The 22004-nt window shown below is 55.2% G+C and carries 18 protein-coding genes; 13 read left to right on the top strand and 5 right to left on the bottom strand.

The window, feature by feature from the left end; all coding sequences use genetic code 11:
- Positions 1-177: 177 nt before the first annotated feature.
- Positions 178-789, bottom strand: a complete 612-nt coding sequence (locus tag RMR16_RS22135) for an alpha/beta hydrolase (RefSeq protein WP_320197765.1) — start codon at positions 787-789, stop codon at positions 178-180.
- 449 nt (positions 790-1238) lie between these two features.
- On the opposite strand from RMR16_RS22135, the gene RMR16_RS22130 reads away from it, so the two are divergent.
- The 7 genes from RMR16_RS22130 to msrA all read left to right on the top strand — a co-directional run bounded on the left by RMR16_RS22130 (position 1239) and on the right by msrA (position 8189).
- Positions 1239-2069: a MetQ/NlpA family lipoprotein gene (locus RMR16_RS22130; RefSeq protein WP_320197764.1), complete on the top strand. Its 831-nt coding sequence runs from the start codon at positions 1239-1241 to the stop codon at positions 2067-2069.
- Positions 2070-2139: 70 nt separating this feature from the next.
- Positions 2140-3207, top strand: coding sequence for a methionine ABC transporter ATP-binding protein (locus RMR16_RS22125; RefSeq protein WP_320197763.1), 1068 nt, complete (start codon positions 2140-2142; stop codon positions 3205-3207).
- Positions 3200-3853, top strand: a complete 654-nt coding sequence (locus RMR16_RS22120; protein WP_320197762.1) for a methionine ABC transporter permease — start codon at positions 3200-3202, stop codon at positions 3851-3853. Before RMR16_RS22125 ends, RMR16_RS22120 begins: the two co-directional genes overlap by 8 nt.
- A gap of 27 nt (positions 3854-3880) precedes the next feature.
- On the top strand, positions 3881-4951 hold the full coding sequence (locus RMR16_RS22115) for an LLM class flavin-dependent oxidoreductase (RefSeq protein ID WP_320197761.1): 1071 nt from the start codon (positions 3881-3883) through the stop codon (positions 4949-4951).
- A gap of 176 nt (positions 4952-5127) precedes the next feature.
- The gene (msrB, locus tag RMR16_RS22110) at positions 5128-5622 is read left to right on the top strand and encodes a peptide-methionine (R)-S-oxide reductase MsrB (protein WP_413785946.1); all 495 of its coding nucleotides are present in this window, start codon (positions 5128-5130) and stop codon (positions 5620-5622) included.
- Positions 5623-5638: 16 nt separating this feature from the next.
- Complete coding sequence (locus RMR16_RS22105) at positions 5639-7453, top strand: cytochrome c biogenesis protein DipZ (RefSeq protein ID WP_320197760.1); 1815 nt, start codon at positions 5639-5641, stop codon at positions 7451-7453.
- 10 nt (positions 7454-7463) lie between these two features.
- A complete protein-coding gene (msrA, locus tag RMR16_RS22100; RefSeq protein WP_413785928.1) occupies positions 7464-8189 on the top strand; it encodes a peptide-methionine (S)-S-oxide reductase MsrA in 726 nt (241 codons plus the stop codon).
- Positions 8190-8285: 96 nt separating this feature from the next.
- On the opposite strand, the gene RMR16_RS22095 is transcribed toward msrA, so the two are convergent.
- The 3 genes from RMR16_RS22095 to RMR16_RS22085 form a co-directional block, all read right to left on the bottom strand.
- A complete protein-coding gene (locus tag RMR16_RS22095; RefSeq protein ID WP_320197759.1) occupies positions 8286-9758 on the bottom strand; it encodes a sensor domain-containing diguanylate cyclase in 1473 nt (490 codons plus the stop codon).
- A gap of 101 nt (positions 9759-9859) precedes the next feature.
- A complete protein-coding gene (locus RMR16_RS22090; protein ID WP_320197758.1) occupies positions 9860-10681 on the bottom strand; it encodes a bifunctional allantoicase/(S)-ureidoglycine aminohydrolase in 822 nt (273 codons plus the stop codon).
- Between the two features lie 137 nt (positions 10682-10818).
- Positions 10819-11865 carry a class I SAM-dependent methyltransferase gene (locus RMR16_RS22085; protein ID WP_320197757.1) on the bottom strand — a complete coding sequence of 349 codons (1047 nt, stop codon included), beginning with the start codon at positions 11863-11865 and terminating at the stop codon, positions 10819-10821.
- A gap of 316 nt (positions 11866-12181) precedes the next feature.
- On the opposite strand from RMR16_RS22085, the gene RMR16_RS22080 reads away from it, so the two are divergent.
- The gene (locus RMR16_RS22080; protein ID WP_320197756.1) at positions 12182-14179 is read left to right on the top strand and encodes a putative bifunctional diguanylate cyclase/phosphodiesterase; all 1998 of its coding nucleotides are present in this window, start codon (positions 12182-12184) and stop codon (positions 14177-14179) included.
- 65 nt (positions 14180-14244) lie between these two features.
- On the opposite strand, the gene RMR16_RS22075 is transcribed toward RMR16_RS22080, so the two are convergent.
- On the bottom strand, positions 14245-16923 hold the full coding sequence (locus tag RMR16_RS22075) for a DNA translocase FtsK (protein ID WP_320197755.1): 2679 nt from the start codon (positions 16921-16923) through the stop codon (positions 14245-14247).
- A 312-nt stretch (positions 16924-17235) separates the two neighbouring features.
- Between RMR16_RS22075 and RMR16_RS22070 the strand changes: the two genes are divergently transcribed.
- The 5 genes from RMR16_RS22070 (at position 17236) to RMR16_RS22050 (ending at position 21995) form a co-directional block, all read left to right on the top strand.
- Entirely contained in the window at positions 17236-18120 is an 885-nt protein-coding gene (locus RMR16_RS22070; protein ID WP_320197754.1) for a dihydrodipicolinate synthase family protein, read from the top strand.
- A gap of 12 nt (positions 18121-18132) precedes the next feature.
- Positions 18133-18792, top strand: a complete 660-nt coding sequence (locus RMR16_RS22065; protein WP_320197753.1) for a GntR family transcriptional regulator — start codon at positions 18133-18135, stop codon at positions 18790-18792.
- Between the two features lie 115 nt (positions 18793-18907).
- On the top strand, positions 18908-20236 hold the full coding sequence (locus RMR16_RS22060; RefSeq protein ID WP_320197752.1) for an ABC transporter substrate-binding protein: 1329 nt from the start codon (positions 18908-18910) through the stop codon (positions 20234-20236).
- Positions 20236-21174: a carbohydrate ABC transporter permease gene (locus RMR16_RS22055; protein WP_320197751.1), complete on the top strand. Its 939-nt coding sequence runs from the start codon at positions 20236-20238 to the stop codon at positions 21172-21174. The genes RMR16_RS22060 and RMR16_RS22055 overlap by 1 nt, the downstream gene beginning before the upstream one ends.
- A complete protein-coding gene (locus tag RMR16_RS22050; RefSeq protein ID WP_320197750.1) occupies positions 21174-21995 on the top strand; it encodes a carbohydrate ABC transporter permease in 822 nt (273 codons plus the stop codon). The genes RMR16_RS22055 and RMR16_RS22050 overlap by 1 nt, the downstream gene beginning before the upstream one ends.
- Positions 21996-22004 lie beyond the last annotated feature (9 nt).

The following is a 22004-nucleotide window of genomic DNA, read 5'->3' as shown; positions in this document are numbered from 1 at the left end:
ATAAATCAGGTTTAAAACTCCCATTGGTTGCATATGGTTCGTTGACATACAGACGCTGAGGAAACGTTGAGCTGCTTTGGACGAGATGCGCTCGACGACACCCGGAACAGCGCACGCAGATTTTGAAGAGAATTGAAGTGTTATCGCACTCGCCGGGCATGATGCCGCCCTCAGCGGTTACGATGCGACGTGCTGACGGAGAGCGGTTTCGTTTGCTCGTGCCATTGTCGTTCTAACGGTCGCGCGGCCTTGATCGCGCGGATCAACCAATCGATCCAACAGGCCGTAACCCTGCTGCCAGCGTCCAAAACCACTGGCAATGTTGATGTGTCCGACGGAACCGAGGTTGACGAGATCGCTGCCCCAGCCAGAAGCCGCCTGCCCCAGATTTCCAACGTCCATGTAGGGATCATTCGTGCTGCCAACGACAACGCTTGGAAAGGGAAGTGGGTCAGCGGGAGCCTCGCCAAAACTGACGATACATGGATGCAACGCCTCCACCCTTCCAAGATGAGCGGGCGCGACAAGAAGAGCACCTTTGATCTTTTTAGCCAATGGCCTGCGCGCCATATTGGCAACCAACATGCAGCCGAGGCTATGCGCGACAATATATGCATGATCGGTTTCGGCAAGCGCGTGTTCGAAACGTCGCATCCAGTCGTCCAGCACCGGGCATTGCCAGTTGTCCTGATCGACAAGTCTCGCGCGGTCGTCATCTTGCAGCCAGTAATGCTGCCAGTGGCCGTCTCCCGAACCATTGAGACCCGGAACGATCAAGGTGGTACACATACATGCTCCCTCAATTGTGCTGTCGCACACCGCAAAATCCAACGACCTGAACGTGCCGGACATATGGAAAACACCGACACGTCTTGTCCTGAAACAAGAATGTCCAATTCCATTATTTTAGTCGACTATTGCTATTGCCCATTCTCCGTTTCAATGGGAAAAGCCTACCGGTAATTGTTTAGATTGAGAAAAATTCGTTTTAACATCGACTTTTTCCGGCCTTTCGCGGACCAATCTTTCCGCGTGATTTGCCTTATCCATCACCCCAAGTAGAAAAACATAAATTCGCTGTGCAAAGTAGATTTTGCCCGTATGCATGGGGAGATGCGGAAACCTTTTCCTCTTTCGCACCGCAAAATAAATGTGCCTGCTTCGTTCAATCCCATCGGCTCTGACATTCTTGGCAGCGTGAGAAGCAAATGCTTCAACTACCCAAGGGCGACAAAAAAATGAAAAATATTCTAGGAAACACCATCTCCTTTACCCGCCGCGCTGGTGTGGCAGCATTGCTCGCAGCCGCGTTCACAGGCGTAGCTGGCATCCCTGCTGTTCAGGCAGCGGACAAGACAATTAAGGTCGGCATCATCAGCGGCGAGGATGAAGATGTATGGCGTGAAGTCACAAAGCAGGCTGAAAAGAACGGCCTGAAAATCGAAACCGTCATTTTTAATGATTACACACAGCCAAACGAAGCTTTGGAGCGCGGCGAAATCGACGCCAATGCATTCCAGCACAAGCCTTACCTCGACAACCAGATCAAGCAGCATGGCTACAAGATCGTGGCGGTCGGCTACACGGGCGTATGGCCAATCGGTCTTTATTCCAAGACATACAAAACCGTTGCTGACCTGAAAGAAGGCGCGCAGATCGGCGTTCCGAACGATCCTTCCAACGAAGGTCGTGCGCTCCGCGTTCTTCAGAACGAAGGCCTGATCAAGCTTAAGGATGGCACGGGCATTCTGGCGACCCTCGCCGACGTCGTTGAGAACCCCAAGAAGTTGAAGATCAAGGAACTCGACGCCGGTATCGTTGGCCGCTCGATCGATGATCTCGATGCCGCCGTCATCAACACAGATTGGGCGTTGAAGGCTGGTCTGGGTCCAGACAACCGCATCGCGCAGGAACCAACCGCCGACAACCCTTATCGCAACTTCATCGCCGTCAAGGAAGGCAATCAGAGCCAGCCTTGGGTGAAGCAGCTGGTTGCCTCTTACCAGAACGATGCGGTGAAGGCCGTGTTCGAAAAGGTTTATCGCGGCACGGGTTTGAGCGCCTACTAAGCGACGCGCCAACGACATCAAAAAGGCGGCACGGTGTATTCCGTGCCGCCTTCATTTGCAGGAAGATAGAATGAACAGCCACATGAGCATTCCAGCACAGGCAGAAGCGACGAAGACCGAAGAGGTCGTCCGATTGACCGATGTGCACCGTCGTTTCGGGCCGGTGCCTGCATTGGACGGCGTTTCACTGACCGTGCACAGGGGAGAAATCCTCGGCATCATCGGCAGAAGCGGTGCGGGAAAATCCACGCTCATTCGCTGCCTGAACGGACTTGAGCGCCCTGATACCGGCGACATCATCATCGAAGGCCGCAAGATCAACGCGCTGCCCGAGCGGGAGCTTCAACCGCTGCGCCGCAAGATCGGCATGATCTTCCAGCACTTCAATCTCCTGTCGGCAAAGACTGTCGAAGCCAATGTGGCGCTTCCCTTGAAAATCGAAGGCATTGGCAAAGCCCAGCGATTGGCACGCGCACGCGAAATGCTGGAACTGGTCGGTCTGACCGACAAGGCAAAATCGTACCCAAACCAGCTTTCCGGTGGCCAAAAACAGCGTGTCGGCATTGCGCGCGCATTGGCGGCAAAACCAGCCTTGCTGCTGTCCGACGAGGCGACATCGGCGCTGGACCCGGAGACGACCCGATCCATCCTTTCTCTCCTAAAAGACATCAATCGTAAGCTCGGACTGACCATTGTGCTGATCACGCACGAAATGGATGTCGTTCGCGCCATCGCGGACCGCGTGGCGGTGATCGATGCCGGCAAGATCGTAGAAGAAGGCAACGTCTGGTCCGTTTTTTCGCACCCATATGCCGAGATCACCAAAAGCCTGCTCGCCGGGAACCGTCCGCAATTGCCTGTTCACCTCGGCAACGCGCTGGATGAAAAGAACGGCAACGACATTCTCATCAGCATCGACCTTGTTGGCAGTTACGCACAAAGCCGGCTTTTCAGCGATCTGGCAGAGGCCTTCTCTCGTGGGGTGCGGCTTCTGGAAGGCGGCATCGAACACATTCAGCAACAGCCCGTTGCGCGCTTCTTTCTGGCCGTTCCGCGCTCTGATGTGGGCTTACTCGACGAAATAAAAGCAAAACTGGCTTCCGCCGATGCACGTCTGGAGGTGCTGGGTTATGTCTGAGATCATGATTGAACTTTTGATCCGCTCCCTCTGGGAAACGATCCTGATGACGTTCGCCTCCGGGGTGATCTCTCTGGTTGTCGGCCTGCCCTTGGGCCTGGCATTGGTCATCACCTCGCGCGGTGGCATTGCTGAAAACCTTTGGGTCAACCGCTTCATCGGCAGCATCGTCAATGCTTTCCGCTCCATTCCCTTCATCATCCTGCTCGTTGCGCTCATTCCGCTCACACGGTTGATCGTCGGCACCTCGCTTGGAACATGGGCGGCGATCGTGCCACTCTCCATCGCTGCAATCCCCTACTACGCGCGCATTGCCGAAGTATCCTTGCGTGAAGTGGATCACGGTTTGATCGAAGCCGTGCGCGCCATGGGTGGTAATCGCTGGACCATCATTCGCGAAGTGCTGGTACCGGAAGCGCTGCCGGGCATCATTGCCGGTTTCACCGTCACATTGGTCACGCTGATCGGCGCTTCTGCCATGGCAGGTGCCATCGGTGCCGGTGGTCTGGGAGATCTCGCCATTCGCTACGGGTATCAGCGTTTTGAAACCAACGTGATGATCGCCGTGGTGGCGGTGTTGATCGTCATCGTCTGTGGCATCCAGTGGATTGGCGACAAGACCGCCGAGCGGCTGGACCGACACTAATACTGAGACATAAAGCAGGAAGACCGCATGAGCACGGACAGTGAGTTTCTCTGGTACATTCCCAATGACACCAAAGCAGGACATCGCGGCGATGCTGCCGTTGAAGGACATAACAGCCTCGAAACACTCACCCGCCATGCAAAGGCGCTAGAGGAAAACGGTTGGAAAGGTGCTTTGCTGGGCACTGGTTGGGGACGTCCAGATACCTTCACTGTTGCCACGGCGCTTGCGGCCCGAACCACCACGTTTGAACCGCTGATAGCCGTTCGCCCAGGTTACTGGAGGCCAGCCAATCTCGCCTCTGCCGCCGCAACTTTGGATCACCTGACAAACGGCCGCGTCCGGTTGAATATCGTTTCCGGCAAGGACAGTTTGGCGGCTTATGGCGATAGCGAAGGCGATCAGGCCCATCGTTATGCCCGCACCAAAGAATTCATGCGGCTTGTGCGCCGTTTGTGGACCGAAGAGAACGTCACCTATTCCGGCGAGCATTTCAGCGTCTCGGGTTCAACTGTTGTGCCACGGCTGGAGCCTCGCGGCACCCGGCTGCATCCCAAGCTTTATTTCGGCGGCGCCTCCGACGCGGCAGAGCAAGTCGCTGCCACAGAGGCCGATGTTCAACTTTTCTGGGGCGAGCCGCTGGAGGCCATTCAAGAGCGGATCGAGCGATTGAAAGGCTTGAGTAAAAGGTTGGACCGCGATCTGCCGCCGCTGGAATTCGGACTGCGCATTACCACTCTCGTTCGCGATACAACAGCGCAGGCTTGGGCGGACGCCGAAGCCAAAGTCGCAGAAATGGCAAAAAGCACCGGCGCACGGTGGAACGACCATCTTCAATCCATAGCGGTTGGTCAACAACGGCTGTTTGACTTGCAAAATAAGGGCGATGTTTTGGACGAAAACCTCTATACCGCCCCCGGTCGTTTTGGCGGCGGCGGTGCCGGCACCACATGGTTGGTGGGATCGGCAGAGGATGTCGCTCGCTCTTTGCGCAAATACCGCGACCTTGGTATTACCCAGTTCATATTGTCCGACACGCCTTATCTGGCAGAAATCGAACGTCAGGGACAGCAGCTTTTACCGCTGCTCAAGTCTTGAGATGAACTAGGCCTTGGCCCCCATGACCGGACACGACCCCTTAGCCATAAGTCTTGGCCTGCATGATATTGTCATGACGTCTCTGAAACTGATGTTGGCACGCCCGAGCCAGGTGAAACTAAAAACTTTCGCGCACGTAATTGCCAACAGAAACCAGTTTTCAAACGGAGGCATTTATTATGAACAGGCGCGAACTTCTGGCGGCGGGTGTCGCCGCGTTTATGGCGGATTATCTAGCCGTCAGTGTCGGCACTCTTCTGGCTGCACCGAATGAAACATTCGCCGTCACACACAGCGAAGGCGAGTGGCGCAAGCTTCTGACCTCAGAACAGTTCAATATTCTGCGCCAGGAAGGCACGGAATATCCCGGCAGCAGCCCGCTTCTCGGCGAACATCGCAAAGGTGTTTTTTCCTGCGCCGGCTGCGAACAGGCTCTGTTTTCATCTGACACCAAATTCGAGAGCGGAACAGGCTGGCCAAGTTTCTGGAAGCCTCTCGACAATGCCATTGGAACGACACGCGATGCGTCACTCGGCATGGTGCGCGTGGAAGTTCATTGCGGCAGGTGCGGTGGTCATCTGGGCCATGTCTTTGATGATGGGCCAAAGCCAACGGGGCTACGATACTGCATGAATGGCGTTGCCATGACATTCAAGGCAGCGGCGGCGTAAAAAAGGACATCGTGCCATGACATTCTTCGTTCTCGCCTATCTTGCTGGCGTCCTGACGATTGTTAGCCCGTGCATTCTGCCTGTGCTGCCGTTTGTCTTCGCCAGAGCGGGGCAACCGTTCTTGAAAAGCACCCTGCCCCTGCTCATCGGCATGGCGGCGACGTTCGCAGCCGTTGCGACACTCGCGGCGGTGGGCGGAAGCTGGGCAGTTGAGGCCAATGAATATGGTCGTCTGATTGCCATGGTCATCCTTGCAGGTTTCGGCGTCATTCTCCTTTTCCCATCGATTGCGGATCATTTGACGCGTCCTATCGTGGCACTGGGCGCGCGTTTGACCCACACCGCAGAACGGCAAAGTGGGCTTGGTGCCATCGGCACGTCGCTTATGCTCGGCGCTGCAACGGGACTTTTATGGGCTCCGTGCGCCGGGCCAGTGCTTGGTCTTATCCTGACAGGTGCGGCACTTGAGGGCGCGAACACAGGAACAACCGTGTTGCTCGTTGCCTACGCGCTGGGTGCGGCGACGTCTTTGGCACTGGCACTGTTGGTCGGAGGTCGCGTTTACACGGTCATGAAACGCTCACTCGGCATTAGCGAGTGGCTGCGGCGCGGTGTTGGTGCGGCTGTTGTTCTGGCGGTCGTGGCCATTGCATTTGGGCTGGACACTGGCTTTCTCACGCAGATTTCGGCTCAAAGCACGGCCTCGCTCGAACAATCGCTGATCGACCGGCTGAAACCAAAAACCAGCCCGACCGGCGCAATGGCACCATCCATGGCGATGACCGGCAATCCCGCAAATGCGATGATGAGCGCCAACAACACTATGATGATGCAAAGCGGGACGTCTCAGCCAACAGCCTCAGCGCTGCCAGTCGAAGCGATCTCACCGTCTTTCGATGGCGCGGTCGAATGGCTGAACTCGCCGCCACTGACCACGGCGCAGTTGAAGGGCAAGGTCGTTCTCGTTGATTTCTGGACCTACTCCTGCATCAATTGCCTGCGCTCCATACCCTATGTCCGTGCCTGGGCGGAAAAATATAAGGATCAGGGCCTCGTCGTCATCGGCGTGCATTCTCCCGAATTCGCATTCGAAAAGCGGGTTGAGAATGTCAAAAAAGCGACGGTAGATCTCTCGGTTGGATACCCTGTCGCCATCGACAACGATTACGCGATCTGGCGGTGTTTCAACAATCAGTACTGGCCAGCGCACTACTTCATCGATGCCGAAGGTCGCGTGCGGCACCATCATTTCGGTGAGGGTGAGTACGAACAGTCAGAGCGGGTTATCCAGCAATTGCTCGCCGAGGCTGGTCTGAAGGGTGTTGCGAGTGATAGTGTTGCGGTCAGTGCAAAGGGGGCTGAAATCGCTTCAAATGAAGCCGATGTCCAGTCGCCGGAAACCTATATCGGATATATGAGGGCGAAAAATTTCCTCGGCGCGGATGGCATCGTCAATGATGCGGCTCACCTTTACACGGCGGAAAAGCCGAGGCGCAATGAATGGGGTCTCACCGGCAACTGGAATGTCGGCCCAGAAGGCGCGGCGCTGACGCAAAGCGAAGGCAGCATCTATTATCGCTTCCGTGCCCGCGATCTGCATCTCGTCCTTGGTCCATCCAGCGATGGAAAACCCGTCAGGTTCAAGGTGACGATCGACGGCAAGCCGCCCGGTGAAAATCACGGCACAGATACCGATGCAGACGGTAATGGAACCGTGACGGAAGAACGGCTCTACCAACTTGTTCGCCAGAGCGGATCGGTTGAAGACCACACATTTGAAATCCGCTTTCTGGATGCAGGTCTGGAAGCTTACGCATTCACCTTCGGTTGAGGAAATTATCATGCGAAAAACGTTCAATTTTTTGAGTTCAGTCAGGTTTGCAGCCGGGATGGGTCTGGTGTTTACAGCATTGGCGTCTGGATCAGGCATCGCCTTGGCACAGGAAGGCATCAAAATTCCGGCTCCGACTATCGATGAAGCGAAGGCCACATCGGGTAAGGAAACTGCCGTCTTTGCCGGTGGCTGCTTCTGGGGTGTGCAGGGTGTGTTTCAGCGCGTGGCGGGCGTTGAAAACGCCGTGTCTGGTTATGCCGGTGGCGCGAAGAACACAGCCAGTTACGAAACCGTCAGCGGCGGCAAGACTGGTCATGCCGAATCCGTCAAGATCACCTTTGATCCCCAAAAGGTCAGCTATGGCCATTTGCTGCAAATCTATTTCTCTGTGGCACACGACCCGACGCAACTGAACCGCCAAGGCCCAGATCGTGGCACGCAGTACCGCTCCACCGTGTTCCCAACCAATGCGGAACAGGCGCGCGTTGCCAAGGCTTATATTGACCAACTGAACAAGGCACGGATCTACGATGCCGCCATCGTGACGACCATCGAGCCGGACCAGCCTTTTTACCCGGCAGAAAACTACCATCAGGATTTTCTGACGAGCAATCCGACTTACCCGTACATCGTCTATAACGACCTGCCGAAGATCGAGAACCTCAAAAAGCTGTTTCCAGGCGATTTCCGCGCAGAGCCGGTTCTGGTCGCAAAAATGGGCGTCGGAAACTGAGCTATTGCACCTAAGGTGATGTTTTAGAGTGGCTTGCCGCTATTGAGATTGCGGCGAGCCTTCCGACGACGCGACATCAACGGCGGATGACGCGGTTCAGATGCCAGCTTTCTTGGCCTGCGCTGTATGACCACCAGGCATGGCAAAGTTGGCATAATGGGCCTTCTTTTGCTCGTACATGTTGATATCGGCACGTCGAACCATGGCTTCCATGGTCTCGCCCTGTTCAGTGGTGGCAACACCGATAGAAATGCCGAGCGGTGCGTTGGAATAGAACTGATTGTTGATTTTCAGCAATTCATTGATGGTGTCGACCATTGTGGCCGCGGCCTGTTTGTCGGCGCCGGGCATGAGAATGGCGAACTCATCGCCGCCAATGCGTGCGGCGTGATTGGGTGCTGCGACGACGCCGTTCAGCACCTCACCCAGACGCCGCAAAAGTGCGTCTCCGGCGTCGTGACCCAACATATCATTGGCATTTTTCAATCCGTTCAGATCGATAACAACCGCAGAGACGGGCCGCAGGCTGTTGCGTGCCAGCCGATTGAGTTCATCGGCGTAGAACGCACGATTATAGAGCTTGGTCAGCACATCGTGCTTACCAAGATATTCGAGGTAGGCTTCGGCCTTTTTGCGGGCGGTGATGTCGGTGAGTGCGACCTGCACCAGAGACCAATCATTCTCGTGGCCGGGGAAAACCGAGAACTGCAAGAGGACATGACGTTCCGAACCATCAAGCGCGTAATTTATCACTTCACGCTGGTGGAAAAGATTGCCGTTCCAGAGATCGATCAATTGCTCCCGGAAGGGCTTGTCCATCTCACCACGGAACACATCGCCCAGGCGATGCAACAAAGTTTGTTCATCCGGCGCGCAAAACAGATCGAGCGTTGCTTTATTGACCTCGATCACACGGATTTCGCTCATGCATTGGCGCACGAATTCGGGATGAACATCCATGAACACACGGAAGTCCACGATGCCTCTGTGTTTGATGTCATCGATCAGGCGCTTGATGTGGCTGAAATCTTCCACCCACAGGGACACGGGCGAATGTTCGAACATGCCTTCGGCATACCGCCTGTTACTTTGTTCCAGTCTCCGGGCTTCCTCCCGCTCCGTCACGTCTTCTGTCGTGATCAGAATGCGACCAAGGGTGTCCTCATGGCCGGGAATGACAGCTCCGCGAAGCTGGATATCAAGCCTTTGTCCACTCAGCGAATAATTGACCGCATGGCTGGAGAATCGGGAATCGCCATCCCACAGTGCTGCAAGCTCCTGAATATGGCTGTCCAGCATGTCGTCACGAAAAACGAGATGCAGATTGGCGATCAGATGATCGACATCACGCGCTGCGAAGAGTTCCAGCGTCTTGTCATTCACCTTCAACACACGGATATTTTTCGAGCATAGCTCGACACGCGCCAGATCTTCTCGCAGAAACGCACGGATATCCGTGACACCCTGCTGACGCCAAACATCAAACTGATGCTTCACCCCGGAAAAATCTTCGATCCACATCGCCACGGGGGCGAGATTGAAGATATCTGCGTCAAATGACTCTGCCATCAGCTTGATCTCTGGTTGAACGGCGGCTTTCGCGTGCCTCGCGAAAGCCAAGTACAAAAGAATTACGCTTTTTAAACTAAAGAATTCCCTAACTTGCTAAACTACCAAAGCTTCACATGTCTGTTTACATCTTTGTAAAGCAGATAGCGGAAACGCCCCGGGCCGCCCGCATAACACGCTTGTGGGCAGAATGCGCGAAGCCACATGAAGTCCCCGGCTTCCACTTCCACCCAGTCATTGTTCAACCGGTAGACGGCTTTTCCTTCCAGCACGAAAAGCCCGTGTTCCATGACGTGGGTTTCCATGAAGGGAATGGTCGCGCCTGGCTCGAATGTCACGATATTCAGGTGCATATCGTAACGGCCGTCGGCCGGATCGATGAAACGGGTCGTCGCCCATTTGCCGTCTGTATCCGGCATGGCAGACAATTCATGCTCGTCTTCATGGGTGAAGATCGCCGGAGGCAGCTCCAGGCCCTCAACGACGTCGAACACCTTTCTAACCCAGTGAAACTTGGCCGGAATGGAACCGCTTCCACGGATTTTCCATGCACTGCCAGCCGGAATATAGGCAAAGGAACCGGCCCGCATGGCATGTTCTGTGCCATCAAGCACAATGGTCATCTCGCCATCGACCACAAAAATTGCTGCCTGCGCACGCGCATCCGGCTCCGGCTTATCACTTCCGCCGCCGGGCTGAACTTCCATGATGTATTGCGCGAAAGTTTCCGAAAACCCCGTCATTGGGCGGGAAATGATCCATGCGCGTGTTTCATTCCAGTGCGGCAGAACGCTGGTGACGATGTCCGACATCACGCGCTTGGGAATGACGGCATAGGCAGTCGTGAATGTGGCTTTGCTTGAAAGCAGCTCTGTCTGGCCAGGGAGCCCGCCAAAATCAGAATAATATCGCTTATTGTCCATTATGCACTCCAAAGGCAGGCTATTTCACCAAGAGCTTTAGAACCTTTCACCGCCAAATGGAATCGTCTTTGCGATCATTTTTATGGCGGAAAGCCGCAATACCTTTTCAGGCAACACAGCTTTCCGCAGCAACACAACTATGCCTTTTTACGGATGACGCCGTACACGATATTGCGGTTGTCTCCGAAGAATACTTCGGCCTCAAACACCGCAGGATCAATGCTGGCGTTGATGATATTCCACATGTCTTGTTTTGAGCGAAGCAGCAGCGCCCAGTTCATGAAGGATTCCATATAACCGTCCACGCCAATATCTTGGGAAAAATTGGCGAACAGAAAGACCCCGCCGGGCTTCAGCATATCGAGGCAGCGTTGCGTCAGCTTGATCGAAACCTTGTCGACCAAATAGTCGTAAAGACCGGCGGCATAAACGAAGTCGAAGGTGCCGAGCTGGTGACGGCCAGACAGAATTCCGCGCACGGAGCCATCTATGGCTTCGATGCAGGTGCCCTCGAAATCCCGGGTGATGGACCCAATGCTGAGCGGATCCTGATCCAATGCAACCCAACGTTTAATGGCACCCTCAGCCAAGGCCGCAGATTCGTTTGCCTCCCTGAGATGACCTGCGGCAATCGTGAGGATTTCCGTTTCCGGCCCACGAGCACTTGCAATCTCATCGATATATTTGGTGAGAATGTCACGCCGCTCCCTAACCGCAACGGAAGAGGAGGCGTCCTTGGTGTACTCATACAGCGCCAAACCGAGAGGAGAAGCAGCGGCGATTTTATCCTGCACGCAGGAATGACCGTATATGAAGTCCAGCAATTGGGCATCGCCAGAATATCCACGCGGCTTGTCAGACGACCAGCGGGTAAATGGGTCTTGAAGAAAATACTCGGAAACAACGTGATCCTGAATGATGGGAATTAGCTCTCTCCACACGCCAAGATTTAACTTTCCCCTGATTTGATGTAATGCTCCAGCGACGTAATGTATAATCTCCTGCGGTGCACGCCCGCTCAAAAATTGCTGCTGTGCCAAATTAAGAACGATTGCGATCTCTGCTATTCCGAGTTCGAAATTCTCTTTGAAATTGTCTGCACCTTTACCGAAAACTTCGTCGGATATTGCTTCCGGAGTGATAAGACTTTCACCGTCAAAGAATTTATTTTGAAGCTGAGACACGGGCACCCCTCTTGGTTAACATATTGTTAATCCTAAGACAAATTAAACCCGATTGCGACTCAAATAAGCGCTGGATAACCGTCCAAAATACATTTTCTCGCGGAAACTTTTCCTTAAGGTAAATCTAATTTTGATTGTAGTTTTCCCGAAATTTAAAGAAACTTAACAGGATACCTTTTATGGTGCCGAGCACTGCAACCTTTCCCGCTGCCCCACGGGCCGAACGAGAGGGAGTATTAGGGCGAGATTCCGCAATAGTACTCGTTAGAAATGAAGAACTAATCTTGCAAGAATATTGCAACCTATGGAAAAGTGCATGAAGCACACTTTGGCAGATGTGGTCGAGCTTGATTTGCACGCAGGTGCACCGCGCAAGCAATCGTCCGATGCTTTGCGGAGCCTTTTTTTCGAAGAAGCAGACGCGAAACGGCGCAAGTCCATACGCCAAGGGCTTTGGGTTGCCGTGCCGGTCTATCTGCTGTTTTCAGTGACGGATATTCTGCTCGTACCAGATGTTGCGCCGCACACGATGTTTGCACGTTTCGTCATTGGTATCGCCGCACTGTTGACGCTGGAAATGCAAATCCGCGCGCACGTCAAAACCAACCATTTGGACCTTGCCTGCGCCACGGCGCTGGTCGGCGGCTACATCGCTTGGCTCATGCCCGCGATGATGACCAGCCATGTCACCAACATGTCCTATTATATGGTGTTCGGCGCTATCTTCATGATGGGCGCGAACCTGTTTTTCACATTCAACTTCGCGCTGTCGCTGCTCGCATCGAGCCTTGTGCTGGTGACGTATTTCGCCGCACTCAGCTACTTCCACGAAGACATCTATTACCAGATTGCGTTCGGCACCTTCTATATCTCGTGCTTCATATTCACATCCTATGTGAACTTGCGCCTGAACCGCGAGCGCTACCATGTTTTTCTGAACGCCGTTGAAGCCAAGATACAGCAGCGGCAGGCCGAAGACCGGGGTGAGGCATTGCTGCGCCTTTCCAACACCGACCCGTTGACAGGTCTTGAAAACCGCAGGGCGATAGACAGCAGGCTGCGGCAATTGTGGAATGGTTGGCTAACCGCAGAGCGCAACTTCGCGGTGTTTTTGATCGATGTCGATTTCTTCAAAAAGTACAATGACTACTACGGTCATCAGGAAGGCGACCGCTGCCTGATACAAGTGGCGCAAACGCTACAGACCAGCATGAGCCGCTTCGACGCGGTGATTGGCCGTTACGGTGGCGAAGAGTTCATTGCACTTGCCCGGTTCCGATCAGCAAAAGATATCGAAGACATAGCCGAGACACTGCGCAGAACCGTTGAAGCCCTTTGCCTCACGCATGAAAGACGGCGGGATGGCACATCCATCATCACCGTCAGCGTCGGCGCGTCCTTCACACGTCCCCAGCCTGATCCAAAGCTGGAACGTATTATCAATGAGGCCGACCGCGCGCTTTATCTGGCCAAGGCGAACGGGCGCAATACCGTCAAACTGTTCGATCCCAACGATCCGCACCACAGCGACGACACGGAAAATGTTGCAGCGCTGCTCAACATCGCCATTCAGCAAAACCTCGTCTCTCTCGTCTATCAGCCGATCAAGAACCTTAAGACCGATCAGGTTGAAGGGGCAGAAGCGCTCATGCGGTTACGCCTTTTAGACGGAACGCTTGTACCGCCGAGTATTTTCATTCCCATTGCAGAACGCACCGGCGTGATCATGGACCTTGGCCTGTGGGCAATTCGCACTGTGTGCCAGGAAGTTCTCAGTTGTGACAAGGTCACCATCGTCAGCGTAAATGTGTCGCCAATCCAGCTGAAAAGCCCCGGCTTTGCCACATCCGTTGCCGCCATTCTCGGTGAAGTCGGCGTTGCCGGTGGTCGTCTGGCCTTCGAGATAACCGAAGGGCTGGAGATGGACATGAATTCCGACGTTCTTCATTGCATCAGCGATCTCAAGACACTGGGCATCAAAATCTGGCTGGATGATTTCGGTACCGGTTTTGCGGGCCTCTCATGGCTGCGGCTGATTGATTTCGACACCGTGAAAATCGACAAGTCATTCCTTCATGATGGGCACACGCCGCGTGGCAAGGTCATGCTCAGCGATATCATTGGCCTCATCAGAAACCGGGGGCACAAAATCCTGGTGGAAGGCGTTGAGACCGCAGAGCAACTGGAGCTTCTGAAAGAGCTTCATATCGATCAGGTCCAGGGCTATTACGTTGGCCGCCCGGCTCCCGTCGAGAAATTCAGGAACGAAAAACCCACCTATCTTCCCCGCACGGGTCTGATGCGTCCTGCCTGAATGAAACAACCCGGCAACGGTTTGCCGGGTCGTCTCGTCAATGAAAACCGTCAGACCGCGACGTCTCAGTCGCCCATGCCCGGCACTTCGCATGTGTCACGATCACCCACGATAATCGAACGCTTGCCGACGTGGTTGGCAGGACCGACGATACCTTCCTGCTCCATACGCTCGACCAGAGAGGCGGCGCGGTTGTAACCGATGGACAGGCGGCGCTGAATGTAGGACGTCGAGCACTTCTTGTCGCGCAACACCACCTTCACGGCCTTTTCGTAAAGGTCTGCCGTGTCGTCTTCGGCCATAGCCGTCTTATCGAAAACGGCAGTGTCTTCTTCTTCCGCGTCGTCGGTCTCATCCGCATCTTCGGTGACTGTGCCGAGATATTCGGGACGTCCCTGCGTTTTCAGATGCGCGACGACCTTCTCAACTTCCTCGTCCGAAACGAAGGGACCGTGGACGCGCGAGATGCGCCCGCCGCCGACCATGTGCAGCATATCGCCCTGTCCCAGCAGATGCTCGGCACCCTGCTCGCCTAAAATGGTGCGGCTGTCGATCTTGGATGTGACCTGGAAGGAGATACGCGTCGGGAAGTTGGCCTTGATCGTGCCGGTGATGACATCGACGGAAGGACGCTGAGTTGCCATGATCAGGTGAATACCGGCAGCGCGCGCCATCTGCGCCAAACGCTGAATGGCACCTTCAATATCCTTGCCAGCGACCATCATAAGGTCAGCCATCTCGTCCACGATGACGACGATGTAAGGCATAGCCGTGAGGTCCATTTCCTCCTGCTCGTAGACAGCCTCGCCGGTGGCGCGGTCAAACCCGGTCTGCACATTGCACATCACGGTTTCGCCCTTGGCGCGGGCGGAAGCCGCACGAGCATTGTAACCGTCGATATTGCGAACGCCGAGACGCGACATCTTGCGATACCGATCTTCCATTTCGCGTACGGCCCACTTCAACGCCATAACGGCTTTCTTCGGGTCTGTCACAACCGGCGTCAGCAGGTGTGGAATACCGTCATAAACCGACAATTCCAGCATCTTCGGATCGACCATGATCAAGCGGCATTCTTCCGGCTTCAAGCGGTAAAGCAGCGACAGGATCATCGTGTTGATGGCAACGGACTTGCCGGAACCCGTCGTACCCGCCACCAGAAGGTGCGGCATCTTTGCCAGTTCCGCCACAACAGGCTCGCCGCCAATGGTTTTGCCGAGGCAAAGCGCCAGCTTCATCCGGCTTTCAGAATAATCAGCGGATTCGATCAGCTCACGGAAATAAACCGTTTCACGAACCGGGTTTGGCAGTTCGATACCGATGACATTACGGCCGGGAATGACCGCCACACGCGCCGAGAGCGCCGACATGGAACGGGCAATGTCGTCAGAAAGACCGATAACACGGGATGATTTCACGCCCGGCGCTGGGCCGAATTCATAAAGTGTAACGACCGGACCGGGGCGCACGTCAATGATCTCACCCTTGATGCCGAAATCTTCCAGAACACTTTCCAGCAGGCCAGCACTCTGCTCAAGCGCTTCCGGCGTCATCGTCGTCGTTTGCTGAACCTGCGGCTGTTGCAAAAGGTCGATAGGCGGGAACTCGTATTCGCCTTCACTGAAAACCGGCGCGTCGAGGAACATCGGCTGGTTGCTGCGCGCAACTGTGCGCAATTCACGGCGCGGTTCGGCAATGGCAACGGGTTCAGCGATGATGACAGGCTGCGCAACACTGTGCTCTATGACCGTAGCTGGCTCTTCAACGGGCACGACTGGCTGAAGAGCGTCTACCTGCTCGTTCAGAGCTTGTGGAACGGGGCGAACGCCCACCTCGCGGTAAAGCGAGATGGGCGATCCTTCCGGCATGGTAAAAACAGGTTTTTCAACAACGGGCGACGGCTGGCGGATGACCTGCGCCTTGTACGGTGCCGGCTTTGCGAGAGGCTGAACGGCGGGAGCGGCCGGAACTGCGGCCACGCGCTGCGCCTTCAAACGCGCCAGTTCTGCAAGACGGAGCGGCTGTGATGGCGGCATGATGGCGCTGCCAACGTCAAGGCTCATCACCTCCCAGAACATTTCATCCGAAAGCGAATCGGCGAAGGCTGGCACATCGAATGAACCATGTCCTTTCTCGGCAGGGAAACACGCAACATCGATCTGCTCCGCATCAACGGCGGCAATGGGCTGTTCGACGGTCACTGGCGCAACCGGAGCGGATGCTTCCTGTTGCTGTTTTAATGCCAGTTCACGACGCAAACGATAGGTCAGCGCAAGCGCGCCCGTTGCGCCCGGCGGCTGCGGCAGCACAGCAGGTTTCGCAATCCGGCGTTCGGCTGGAGGCTGCGTCGGAGTGACCTTCGCGGCGGAAACCTTTTGCTCTTCATCGGGCACAACAACGGCGGTCGCTTCATCCTCGGCATTTGCCGAGCCGGCACCAGCCGTCTGTTTTCCGGTTACAAGATTTTGCGGCGTGCGGGTAAACCGTACATTGGGGCCAAGCGTAAACGCATTTTGCCACAGGGGCATATCGTCTCGCCCTTCAATCGCATTTGCGGCGATCTGGTCTGCATTGTGTCCCATAACTGCACGCTGGTCCGCCGTTAACGGCACCATGGCATGGGGGGTGGTTTGCGGCACTTTCGGCTCTGCAATGGGCTGCTTCTCTCCCCTCTCATCTATCGCATTGACGGAATTATTCAAATTCGAACGGGACATACGCATCACAGCCTGTACACTCATCATAAACGGACATTCGGCACACGATATGGAATAGAAAATAAAGGTTAATCACATATTGCCAACGCGACGTTTGAAGTGATTTTTCCCACGCTATCCACCGCGCTGTGTCTGGCTCGCCACGCAGCCTCTAAGCGCTAAAAACGCTCGTTTCGCGCTGACAAGTGTTGGAATTCAATGCACGGCGGCTCACGCGCTCATAAAAACACCTCCCAAAACGCCTTTTCAACAGCCTGCTTAAATACTAAAAAATATCCGCTTTACAACTAACATGTTAACGTCGTATCAAGCTGATGTCAGTTTTGGAGGAGCAGGCAATTGACGGTTAAATTCGGCCTTTCGGCAGCACTCACCACACCCTTTGCACAGAACGGCGACATTGACGTCGCAGCGATGATTGCGCAGGCCAAGCGCTCGCTTGCTGCTGGCTGCAACAGCGTCACGCTGTTTGGTACGACCGGTGAAGGCAGCTCCATCGGCAATCGGGAACGCAACGAGATACTCGCTGCCTTTGTCGCCGCTGGCATCAATCCGAAAAACCTCGTTGCGGGTGTGTTGGTGGATTCGACACAGGATGCTGCCGATCAGGCAAGCGAAGCCTTGCAAGCTGGCGTTCGCAACATTCTTCTTGCCCCTCCCTCCTATTTCAAGAATGTCAGCGATGAAGGGCTGTTCGAATGGTTCTCGTCGGTGTTCCACAAACTTGGAAATGCTGCACGGGATGTCATTGTCTACAATATTCCCTCCGTTACCATGGTGGCGCTTTCGGTGGACCTGATCGGTCGTCTGCACCGCGCATTCCCCAACGTTGTCACAGGCGTGAAGGATTCCTCCGGTGACTGGCCCTATACGCAGCAGTTGCTCAAGGACCATAGTGATCTGATCATTCTCATTGGTGATGAGCGGCATCTGGCACAGGGTGTGAGACTTGGCGGTCAGGGCGCGATTTCAGGCGTTGCCAACTTCCTGCCGCATGAAGTGCGTGCCATGGCCGTTGATGGCGTGGATGACAAACGTGTTCAGGACCTTGTCGTCGAACTATTGAAATATCCTGTCACGCCTGCGGTAAAGGTTCTCGTGTCGTACGTGACCGGAGAAACCATCTGGCACACGGTTCGCCCGCCGCTGGTTTCCATTTCCGCTGAAAACCGTAAAAAGATAGAAGCGGCATTCGAGTCGCTGTTCAGCAGCCAGGCGGCTTGAGAAAGGTAGCGAATGGACGATAACGGCGAACAGACCACGTTGAGAGAAAAAGCGTATGAAAGTTTTACGCACCATCTTCTCGCCCGTGATGTTCGCCCCGGTCAGTTCATCTCGCAGCGTCGTCTGGTGGAGCTTACCGGCCTGCCGCTCGGCGCAATCCGTGAAGCCATACCACGTTTGGAGGCGGATGGTCTCATCAAGACGGTACCGCAGCGCGGCCTTCAGGTCGCACATATCGATATCAACCTCATCCGTGAAGCGTTCCAGTTTCGCATCTTCATGGAAAAGGAGGCTGTCGCCATTTTCACGCGCACGGCCTCCAATGACACGATCGCGCGGATGATCAAAGAACACCGCGATATCGACGAGGCAGACCGGAACGGTCAAGGCTCGCCGGAATTGGATGCGCGGGCGCAGGCTGTCGATTGGGGTATGCATGATGCCTTTATCGACTCGCTGGGCAATTCGATCATTTCGAATGCCTATCGCGTCAATTCCATCAAAATGCGCCTGATCAATCAGGAGCGATTTCGCATCGCCGGCCACATTAAATCGGTGATGGAAGAGCACCTGACAATTCTTGAGGCCATAGAAAGACGTTCCGCGGAAGAGGCCGCCGAAAGGCTGGTCGCACACATCCGCAATGCGAGGGACAGGGCTCTCGCGGTTTAAAACATCGGACCGACAAGTGTGTAGCGGTTTTCGGGCAATCCGATGTTGAGTAAAAATACGACTAAATAAGGCCGGGGGTGAGGAGATTTTCGGCCAATCCAGAGGAGGAGAAAACATGACGCATTCACTGCTCAATCCCACACGCCGTGGGTTTCTGGCCGGAACGGCAGCCATTGCCGGAGGTGCCGCATTCGGCGTTCGCACAGCGTCTGCCGCCGTCAATTGGAAAAAACACGCTGGCACGACGCTTGAGGTCAACCTCGTCAAAAGCCCGCGCAGCGAAACGCTTCTGAAATACATCAAGGAATTTGAAGAACTGACTGGCATCAAGGTCAATGCCGAGGCAACGCCGGAACAGCAGCAGCGCCAAAAGGTCGTCATTGAACTGTCCTCCGGCAAGCCAAGCTTCGACGTCGTGCACCTCAGCTACCACGTCCAGAAACGCCAGTTCGAAAAGGGCAAATGGCTGGCCGATATCAGCGGTTTCCTGAAAGATCCGTCTTTGACCGATCCTTCGCTGGTCGAGAGTGATTTTGCCGAAGCAGGCATGCAGTTTGCCAAGGACAGCGACGGCGTTCTGCGCTCCCTGCCCTTCTCCGTGGATTACTGGATCCTCTACTGGAACAAGGAACTGTTCGCAGCCAAGGGTCTGAAATATCCGCAGACATTCGAAGAACTTGTCGCAGCGGCGGAAGCAATCACCGACCCGTCTACCAATACTTACGGTTTTGTGGCACGTGGCTTGAAGAACGCCAACACGCCAGTCTGGACCTCACTGATGCTGGGTTATGGCGCAGCACCGATCGTAAACGGCAAGATCGACACCACAACCAAGGAAGCGGTGGAGGCGGCGACGCTTTACCAGCGTCTGATGACCAAGGCAGCACCTCCCGGTGTGTCCGGCTTCAACTGGGCAGAATCGCAATCGGCCTTCCTTCAGGGCAAAATCGGCATGTGGCTGGATGGCGTCGGCTTTGCACCGCCAATCGAAAACCCAGAAAAATCCCGCGTCGTCGGCAAGACCGGTTATGGCGTGATGCCGAAGGGTCCAGCACAACAGGCGGCTGGCACGTTTGGTGACGGTCTGGGCGTTGTCGAAGCCAGCCAGAAAAAGGAAGCGGCCTACCTCTTCTGCCAATGGGCAATTTCCCATGACATGGGTGCCCGTCTGTTGCAGGCCGGTGCAGGTGTACCGTTCCGCCAGTCCATTCTGGAAGACGCAAAGGTTCGCGAAGGCGTGAAAATGCCTGCGGAATGGCTGGATGCGGTCGTCGGTTCCGGCAAAGTATCCAAGCTCGCACTTCCCGTCATCATTCCCGTCACCGAGTTCCGCGATATCTACGGCGTTGGTCTCACCAACATGATTGGCGGTGCGGACCCGGCAGCCGAACTCAAGAAAGCGACAGATCAGTTCGCGCCTGTTCTGGCACGAAGCGAGGGATAATGGTGTCCATCAGCATCGAAAACACCGTCAAGACCACGAAGGTCATCAGAAGGAGCAAGCCCACACGGCTTGCTCCCAATTACTGGCCTTTCGTCATTCCCGCACTCGTCGTCATCGCAGCGGTCATCGTGTTTCCCTGGGTGTTCACCCTGTGGATGAGCGCGCAGCGCTGGACGCTGGGGCAGGAACAAAGCTTCATAGGCTTTGACAACTACATCCGTCTGGCAAGCGATATGCGGTTCTGGGAATCGATGTGGCACACGCTGGTCTATACGTTCCTGTCGGTGGTCGCGCCGCTATTTTTGGGCACTCTGGCAGCCTTGCTTTTCGATGCGCAATTTCCGCTGCGCGGTTTCCTGCGCGGCGTTTTCGTCATGCCCATGATGGCAACGCCTGTTGCCATCGCACTCGTCTGGACAATGATGTTCCATCCGCAGCTGGGCGTTTTGAACTATCTCTTGTCCTTCATCGGCATCGGTCCGCTGGAGTGGATCTACAATCAGTCCACCGTCATTCCGTCGCTGGTACTGGTGGAAACATGGCAATGGACGCCGCTCGTCATGCTTATCGTTCTCGGTGGTCTCGCCGCCGTGCCGCGTGAACCTTACGAGAGTGCGGAAATCGACGGCGCAAATGCCTGGCAGAAGTTCCGTTATCTGACCCTGCCGATGATCGCGCCGTTTCTGATGATTGCCGTCATCATCCGCTCCATCGATGCGGTCAAAAGCTTCGACATTATCTATGCGATGACACAGGGCGGACCAGGCACGGCATCCGAGACGATCAACATCTACCTCTACAACACGGCCTTTGCCTATTACGACATCGGTTATGGGTCGGCCATGGCCGTCGTCTTCTTCATCGTCATCGTCGCGCTGTCCTTCGTGCTTCTTATGGTGCGCCAGCGCTCCCAATGGAACGAGATGGAGGACCGCTGATGAAACGCAAAACACTCGACAAAATCGGTCTGCTGTTCGTGGCACTTGTCATGATCTCGCCGGTTATCCTGTTCTTCATCTGGATGATTTCGCTGTCGTTGAAATATGAAATCGACAACGGCGCTTACCCACCCATCCTCATTCCAGAACGCTTTGCATGGTCCAACTATGTGAAGGTGTTCGAGGAGAACAATTTCTTCCTCTATTTCTGGAATTCGGTGCTCGTCACCGGCGCTGCAACCTTCCTGGCCCTCGTCATCGGCGTCCCTGCCGGTTATGGCATCGCACGGATGAAGGCGGAAAAGTCGGCTATCGTCATCATGATTGCCCGCATGACGCCCGGCCTCTCGTTCCTCATACCGCTGTTCCTGCTGTTCCAATGGCTGAACCTGCTGGGTACACTCTGGCCGCAGATCATCATCCATCTGGTCGTCACCGTGCCTATCGTGGTGTGGATCATGATCGGTTATTTCGAGACGACGCCGAAGGAACTCGAAGAAGCTGCCAGCATCGATGGCGCGTCTTCATGGCAGGTGTTTCGCCTTGTGGCGCTGCCCATCGCAAAGCCCGGCATCGTCGTGTCCTTCATTCTCGCCGTCATCTTCTCGTGGAACAACTTCGTCTTCGGCATCGTGCTGGCCAGCCGTGAAACGCGCACCCTGCCCGTTGCGGTCTACAACATGCTGTCTTTTGAACAGGTCAGTTGGGGTCCGCTCGCAGCGGCTGCACTCATCGTCACGCTGCCTGTGCTGTTGCTCACCATGTTTGCGCAGAAACAAATTGTTGCGGGCCTTACCGCAGGCGCCGTCAAGGGCGGCTAAACCACTATT

The sequence above is a fragment of the Agrobacterium sp. rho-13.3 genome (genome assembly GCF_033957765.2).
Taxonomy (GTDB): domain Bacteria; phylum Pseudomonadota; class Alphaproteobacteria; order Rhizobiales; family Rhizobiaceae; genus Agrobacterium.
This window is presented reverse-complemented; position numbering and strand designations above follow the sequence as displayed.